7 protein-coding genes are annotated in these 6,733 nt (G+C 43.4%); 1 reads left to right on the top strand and 6 read right to left on the bottom strand.

What is annotated here, in order from left to right; translation table 11 throughout:
• From WC955_07440 to WC955_07415, 6 genes are all read right to left on the bottom strand, one after another.
• Positions 1–628, bottom strand: a 628-nt coding sequence (locus WC955_07440) for a sialidase family protein (protein ID MFA5858884.1), incomplete at its 3' end; no start/stop codon positions are given.
• Positions 600–1,367, bottom strand: coding sequence for an imidazole glycerol phosphate synthase subunit HisF (gene hisF, locus WC955_07435; GenBank protein ID MFA5858883.1), 768 nt, complete (start codon positions 1,365–1,367; stop codon positions 600–602). The genes WC955_07440 and hisF, both read right to left, overlap by 29 nt.
• 16 nt (positions 1,368–1,383) lie before the next feature.
• Positions 1,384–2,028 carry an imidazole glycerol phosphate synthase subunit HisH gene (gene hisH / locus WC955_07430; GenBank protein MFA5858882.1) on the bottom strand — a complete coding sequence of 215 codons (645 nt, stop codon included), beginning with the start codon at positions 2,026–2,028 and terminating at the stop codon, positions 1,384–1,386.
• A complete protein-coding gene (locus WC955_07425) occupies positions 2,025–2,702 on the bottom strand; it encodes a reductive dehalogenase domain-containing protein (protein ID MFA5858881.1) in 678 nt (225 codons plus the stop codon). Before WC955_07425 ends, hisH begins: the two co-directional genes overlap by 4 nt.
• 5 nt (positions 2,703–2,707) lie before the next feature.
• The gene (mnmG, locus tag WC955_07420; protein ID MFA5858880.1) at positions 2,708–4,612 is read right to left on the bottom strand and encodes a tRNA uridine-5-carboxymethylaminomethyl(34) synthesis enzyme MnmG; all 1,905 of its coding nucleotides are present in this window, start codon (positions 4,610–4,612) and stop codon (positions 2,708–2,710) included.
• Positions 4,609–5,604, bottom strand: a complete 996-nt coding sequence (locus tag WC955_07415) for a Gfo/Idh/MocA family oxidoreductase (protein MFA5858879.1) — start codon at positions 5,602–5,604, stop codon at positions 4,609–4,611. Before WC955_07415 ends, mnmG begins: the two co-directional genes overlap by 4 nt.
• Positions 5,605–5,777: 173 nt before the next feature.
• Between WC955_07415 and WC955_07410 the strand changes: the two genes are divergently transcribed.
• Positions 5,778–6,725, top strand: a complete 948-nt coding sequence (locus tag WC955_07410) for a magnesium transporter CorA family protein (protein ID MFA5858878.1) — start codon at positions 5,778–5,780, stop codon at positions 6,723–6,725.
• Positions 6,726–6,733: the final 8 nt, after the last annotated feature.

The raw sequence follows: 6,733 nt of genomic DNA, 5'->3' as shown, positions 1-6,733 counted from the left end.
CGTCAGATTCAACTTCACTATAATCACACGGAATAACCATCCGTCCCTTATACTGCCCGTTTTTCACCTGTATCCCCACCCCGGGCCCTGTGGCATACCACCGCCAGGTTGACGGTTTAAGTTCATTTGTTAAATCTACAGGCTTTACCCATGTTTTCCCATCGTCAGTAGATGATGTGAGAAACACTCTGCGGGTATCGGTACTTGTCCCTAAATGAATTTGTTTTTCATGGTCACCCCCAAGGTTCCAGGTGAGAAACATCCATATCGTCCCTGTTTCTTCATCCACTACGGGGCAAGGATTCCCGCAAGTATTAATCCCGTCATCCCAAACAATGGTTTGTTCAGTCCACGTTTTCCCTCCATCCTCCGAACGTTTCATCAACAAGTCAATTTTCCCGGCATCACCGCCACCGTTTTTCCGTCCTTCACAGAACGCAAGTACCGCGCCGGAGGGCGTAACGATAATTGACGGTATACGGTAAGTATGATACCCGTTTTCCCCACCCACAAACAAATCCTGGATTTCCAACCCCTGTGCAGACATTTCTTTTACTCCTATTAAACACAAAACAATAATTACTACACCAAAAATATCTTTATGTACGGACAACAACCTTTTTATCACGCAAATAATCCTTTGTTTGCTTAACCGTAAATTCGCCATAATGAAATATTGACGCTGCGAGCACAGCATCTGCCTTACCCTTAACTAATGCATCATACAAATGTTCAAGCGTTCCCGCTCCGCCGGACGCTATCACCGGAATATTCACAGTATCAGACACTTTCGCAGTAAGCTCAAGGTCATACCCGTCTTTTGTACCATCGCAGTCCATGCTGGTCAATAATATTTCCCCTGAACCAAGCTTCTCCACGCGCTGCGCCCATTCGATAACATCAAGTTCTGTCGGTGTCTTACCTGCGTTTATATGCACACGCCAAGTATTCTTACCATTAACAACATACCTTTTCGCATCAATAGCAATAACGATACACTGCGCACCAAACTTATCTGACCCGCGGGTGATGAGTTCCGGATTTTTTACGGCTGCGGTATTAATCGAAACCTTATCCGCCCCGGCATGCAGCATCGCAGTCATATCTTCGACAGTACTGATTCCGCCCCCTACGGTTAACGGGATAAAAACTTTCTCTGCGGTACGGTTCACCACATCAATCATAGTCTTGCGCCCTTCCAACGTAGCGGTAATATCAAGAAACACAACCTCATCAGCTCCAGCATCGCTATACCCCGCAGCGATTTCTACAGGATCCCCGGCATCACGCAGGTTCAAAAAATTAATACCTTTTACTACACGCCCATTTTTTACGTCAAGACACGGAATAATACGTTTTGCAAGCATAACTATTATAATCCCTTTACTTCCTACTCACATTTTCCACGAGTTCAACATAATTTTGCAGTAACCTCAACCCCAGCGGGCCGCTTTTCTCAGGATGAAACTGCGTACCGTACACGTTCCCGTAGTTTAATACTGACGCGTATTCCATACCATACTCGGTGGTACCCGCAACCATAGTTTTGTCATCAGGTTTTGTATAAAACGAATGCGCAAAATAGTAGAACGTTCCATCCGGAATACCCTGCCAAAACTTACTTCCCGGTTTTTGTTTCACAGCGTTCCATCCCATATGCGGAATTTTTGTATTTGGCATAATTTTACTTAACTCAAACTTCACAACTTTACCTTTAATAATATCCAACCCGCCGATAGGATCACCTTCCTCGCTTGAGGATAAGAGCAACTGCATCCCCAAACAAATCCCAAGCAATGGTTTACCGTCAGACATAAGATTGCGTATAACCGGTGTCAACCCCAAATCATTTAGGTTAACCATAGCCTGGTAAAACGCGCCAACACCGGGCAGCAGTAAACCATCCGCACTGTTTAGCTCACTGGTTTTATTACTAACCACAACCACAGCGCCCAACTTCTCCAACGCTTTCGCTACACTTCGGATATTACCCATTCCATAATCAATAACAACAATTTTACCGTTCATACACACCCTTTACAGTTTTTTACGCATACACCGCATATATGATGACTAATTCCATACAGTTTACGAAATCCATCAAGTTTTTCATAACACTTTTTATGGTCAAACTCCGCGGGGTTCTCCTTAATCGCTTCTGCCGGACAGGTTATTACGCATGCGTGGCACGTACCGCATGACATACTTTTGTTACGTTTACCATAGGGCAACGGCAGATCAGTAAGCACAGTCACTAACCTCACCTGTGACCCGTACTCCGGATGGACAAACAAATTATTACGCCCGATCCACCCAAGCCCGGCCTCGACTGCCGCGTGCTTATGCGAAAAATGCGCGCGCTGCGTTGCCCAGTCAACCAACACTGATGCGGGTATTGGAAGCGCGGAACCTTTTTTTTCTTGTATAAACCCCACGACCTCCAACGCCAACCGGTCAAGCATATAATTAACCTGGCGGTAATGTGATTGATACAACTTCGTTGGGTGGTCAACCACATCCTCAAGCACACCCCCCGCAAGACGGATCCCTGCAACCACAACCCCGGTCATTTTATTCATCACATTTTCGCTTAGCTCATAAGTTTTATCTTTCAACATACTAAACTCAGCTACCCCAAAAAATGCAGCGCCGTTCTTAAACACAACTTTTTTTAGCTCTTCATAGTTAATATCAGTACTCACAAATCTTACCCTTCTTTAATACTTTCTTTTTTCAAAAACACAGTTAATACCATTACTGCCGCGGGAGTTGAACCCGGAATCCGTGCAGCATGACCGATTGACGACGGATTATACTGCGCAAACTTTTCTTTTAACTCATTTGACAACCCCGGTACTTTTTTATAATCAAACCCCGGGGGTATACGCATAGACTCCCGTTTTTTAAAACTCTTAATTTCCTCATTCTGACGTTTAACATATCCGCCGTACTTCGCATCGGTCATCACTTGTTCCACAACTTCTTCATACAACCCCGGAGACACAACCGACGGGTTGATTATTACACACTTATTACCGGTAATTTCTTCAAGTTTGGGTATATCCATATTCCCCCTACGCAAAAGTTCTTCACAGGATAACGGAGTATCAATCTTTGCGACACCCATTTTCTCAAGTACTGTATTAACCTTTTTTGAGGGATTAACTTTTTGCACGGCAAGATATTTCATCGTATCCCCCAACGCCTGCTGTTTTTCGCGGACACGCATAATAAAACTTTCATCCAGCAAACCCAGGTAATACCCGCGTTCTGATAACCGTAAATCCGCATTATCTTCCCTTAAAACCAGCCGATACTCTGTCCGTGAGGTGAACATGCGATAAGGTTCGTTTGTCCCGATGGTAACAAGATCGTCGATCATAACGCCGATATACGCATCCGCGCGGTCAACAATAAAATCGTCCTTTCCCCTGGCACGTAACGCTGCGTTTATCCCGGCAATAAGCCCTTGTGCCGCAGCTTCTTCATACCCTGTTGTCCCGTTAATCTGCCCTGCGAGAAATAATCCCGCAACTTTTTTTGTTTCAAGTGTATGCTTAAGCTCAGTAGCATCAACCACATCGTGTTCAATCCCGTACCCGGGCCGCATGATTTCAACCTTCTCCAACCCCGGTAATGTACGCAACATTTTTAGTTGAACATCCACAGGTAAACTCGTGGACATACCGTTTACATACAGCTGATCGCTCTGTAACCCTTCCGGTTCAATGAAGACCTGGTGGCGGTCACGGCCAGGAAATTTTACGATCTTATCCTCAATCGACGGACAGTACCGCACACCTGTACTTTTAATCACCCCGGTGTATAACGGTGACCGGTCAAGGTTGGAACGTATAATCTCATGGGTAACCTTATTTGTGAACGTAATAAAACACGGTAGTTTGGTTAACCCGTTATCTATGGGTGAACGGAAAGAAAACGGTTTTGTTTCCGGGTCATGCGGTTGTTCCTGTAATAAAGAAAAATCAACTGTTTTTTTGTCTACCCTCGCGCAAGTGCCGGTCTTAAACCGTTTCATCCGTAGTCCCAGGGAGTACACACTTTCCGCAAGTTTGATAGATGCAGGCTCACTATCCCTACCCCCGCTGTGGTGTTCAAGCCCTATATGAATCAATCCGTTAAGAAATGTTCCCGGGGTGATAACCACCGCCTGGGTATTAAGTATCCCCCGCGTTTTTGTTTCTACACCGGTGACCGTATTACCTGTGATACACACTTTTATAGCTTCATCGACAACAATCTCAAGGTTTGGTACTGAAGACAAGTAATCATCCATTGCTGAATTATAAAGTTGGCGGTCCACCTGTGCGCGGGTTGCGCGTACCGCTGCGCCTTTTGACATATTCAATCTGCGATACTGGATTGCAGCTTTATCAGTAATAAACCCCAGTATCCCGCCAAGCGCATCAGTTTCCTTTACTAACTGCCCTTTCGCAAGCCCGCCGACTGCGGGATTACACGATAGATGCCCGAGGTTCAACCGCGCAAGTGTTATTAACGCAGTCCTGCAACCCATCCGTGCGGATGCTGATGCAGCATCACAGCCTGCATGCCCGCCACCGATTACTATCACATCATAGTTACTGTTCACAATCTAATAATATTCCCTGTTTTTACGGACTTATACGCTGCATCAACAAACCGTACAGTTTCCACAGCATCCGTCCCGGGTATAGGAGGTTGAGTATTATCAATAATACTTTTTACCCAACCGCCGAGTTCAACATTAAACGGCGCTTCAGTGCTAAACCCCAGTGTTTCGTTATCTACAATCTCACCTGAAGGCAATTGTACTTCCAATAATTTTGAATTAGTTGCAGCGCGGCTGCGCATAATACATCCTTCAAATCTTATAGAAAAACCATAATCACCCTGTGAGAACCCTACTCCACCGAGATAGCTCACTACACAACCGTTGTCAAACCTTGCATGCACAGAAATAAGATCTTCAATTTCATGAGGTGACGGCAATTTCTTTTCCTCAATCGCATGGACTTCAACAATTTTTCCGCACATAAGGTTACGCAGGAAATCCATCTCGTGTATACCAACTTCATATAAGAACCCGCCGGTCATCGCGCGAATAGTCCGCCATTTAGGGCCTTTAGAAAAATCATTATGAGAGATCCTCCAGGCTGTTGCCTGTAACGGCGCGCCGTATATCCGTTCCTTCGCAATCCTTAGGATTGTGCGCATAGGTTCATAATACCGCAATACCTGCCCAACCATAAGAATCTTGCCTGTTTTTTTCGCTACAGCATTCATTTCCTCTGCGTCATCGATTCTAATCGCCATAGGTTTTTCTACATATACATTTTTTCCTGCATTCAAAGCTTTAAGCACAAGCTCGTAATGCGTTGCCGGTGGAGTTGATATTGCAACACCTTCAAGGTCAGATGCCAGAAGGTTTTCCAGTTTATCAACAGATACCGCGTTATATTTCTCAGCATATTTCTTGCGGTTAACTTCATTTATATCAAATACAGCGGTAATATCCGCTAAACCGTTACTAACAATCCCTGCGCTTACACGTTCCACTATACCGCCACAGCCGATAAGGCCTATCCTAATTTTTTCTGGCATAAAAACAAATCCTTTCTTTCTTCTTAAATACTTTTAAGTAATTATATCATAATGTCTCTTTAATCACTGCAGATGTTTGGTATTTTATACTTGACCTTTAGTTTTATAATGTCTACTATATTTTAAAACCGTCATAGCGGTTAATTATTTTTAGTAACAGGAAGGCGTTTGTCATGTTGAGATATTATCAAATAAACAACGCTAAGATCGCGGAAACCGATAATACAAACGGCAACATACTGTTTTTCGTCAACCCCACGGATGATGAAAAACGGTTATTAATCAACGATTACAAAATTGATGAACACACATTGAACTCTGCATTAGACCCTGACGAGCTTTCACGTATAGAGACCGAACCTGACCATATTGCCATAATATTTAAACGCCCGAAAAATTATTCATCAAAAGACGATTTTCATTTCAAAGTAGTCTCGACCGGCCTTTTTTTGTTCAGCAAATATTTAATCATAGTTTTACCGGAAGACGTCCCGTTGTTTGAAAGCAAACTCTTTAACCGGTTGAACAGTATCGAAGATGTTATGTTAAAAGTAATCTCGCGGTCTATCTACCATTTTATGGAACATTTAAAAGTGATAAACATGATAGCTGAGGAGTTAGAACAAAAAATTAACCGTGCAATGGAAAACCGTTATCTCATCAACATGTTTACACTAGAAAAAAGTTTGATTTATTACCTTAACGCCATAGATTCCAACGGTGTATTGATAGACAAAATGAAAGCACACAGTACAAAATTAAATTTCAGCACTGAACAAGTGGAAACCCTTGAAGATTTAATCATTGAGAACCACCAATGCTATCGCCAGGCAGAGATTTATTCCAACATCCTGGGAAGTTTGATCAGTGCGCGTGCGTCAATTGTCAATAATAACCTCAGCGTGATAATGAAAAAACTAAACGCCGTGGTTATCTCAATTGCAGTCCCCAGTTTTTTTGCAGGTGTCGGCGGTATGTCAGAGTTTACCATGATGACGAACCCAAAAAACTGGAAAGTACCTTATTGGCCAATAGCTTACCTATTATTTATTTTATTAAACGTCGGGATCGGGCTCATTACATACAGATTTGTTGTACGCTGGGAAAAACTTGAAAAGTAATTCCCACG

Source organism: Elusimicrobiota bacterium (genome assembly GCA_041658405.1).
GTDB lineage: Bacteria > Elusimicrobiota > UBA5214 > JBBAAG01 > JBBAAG01 > JBBAAG01.
Note: the sequence above shows the minus strand (reverse complement) of the source record. Positions and strands in the feature narration are given on the sequence as shown.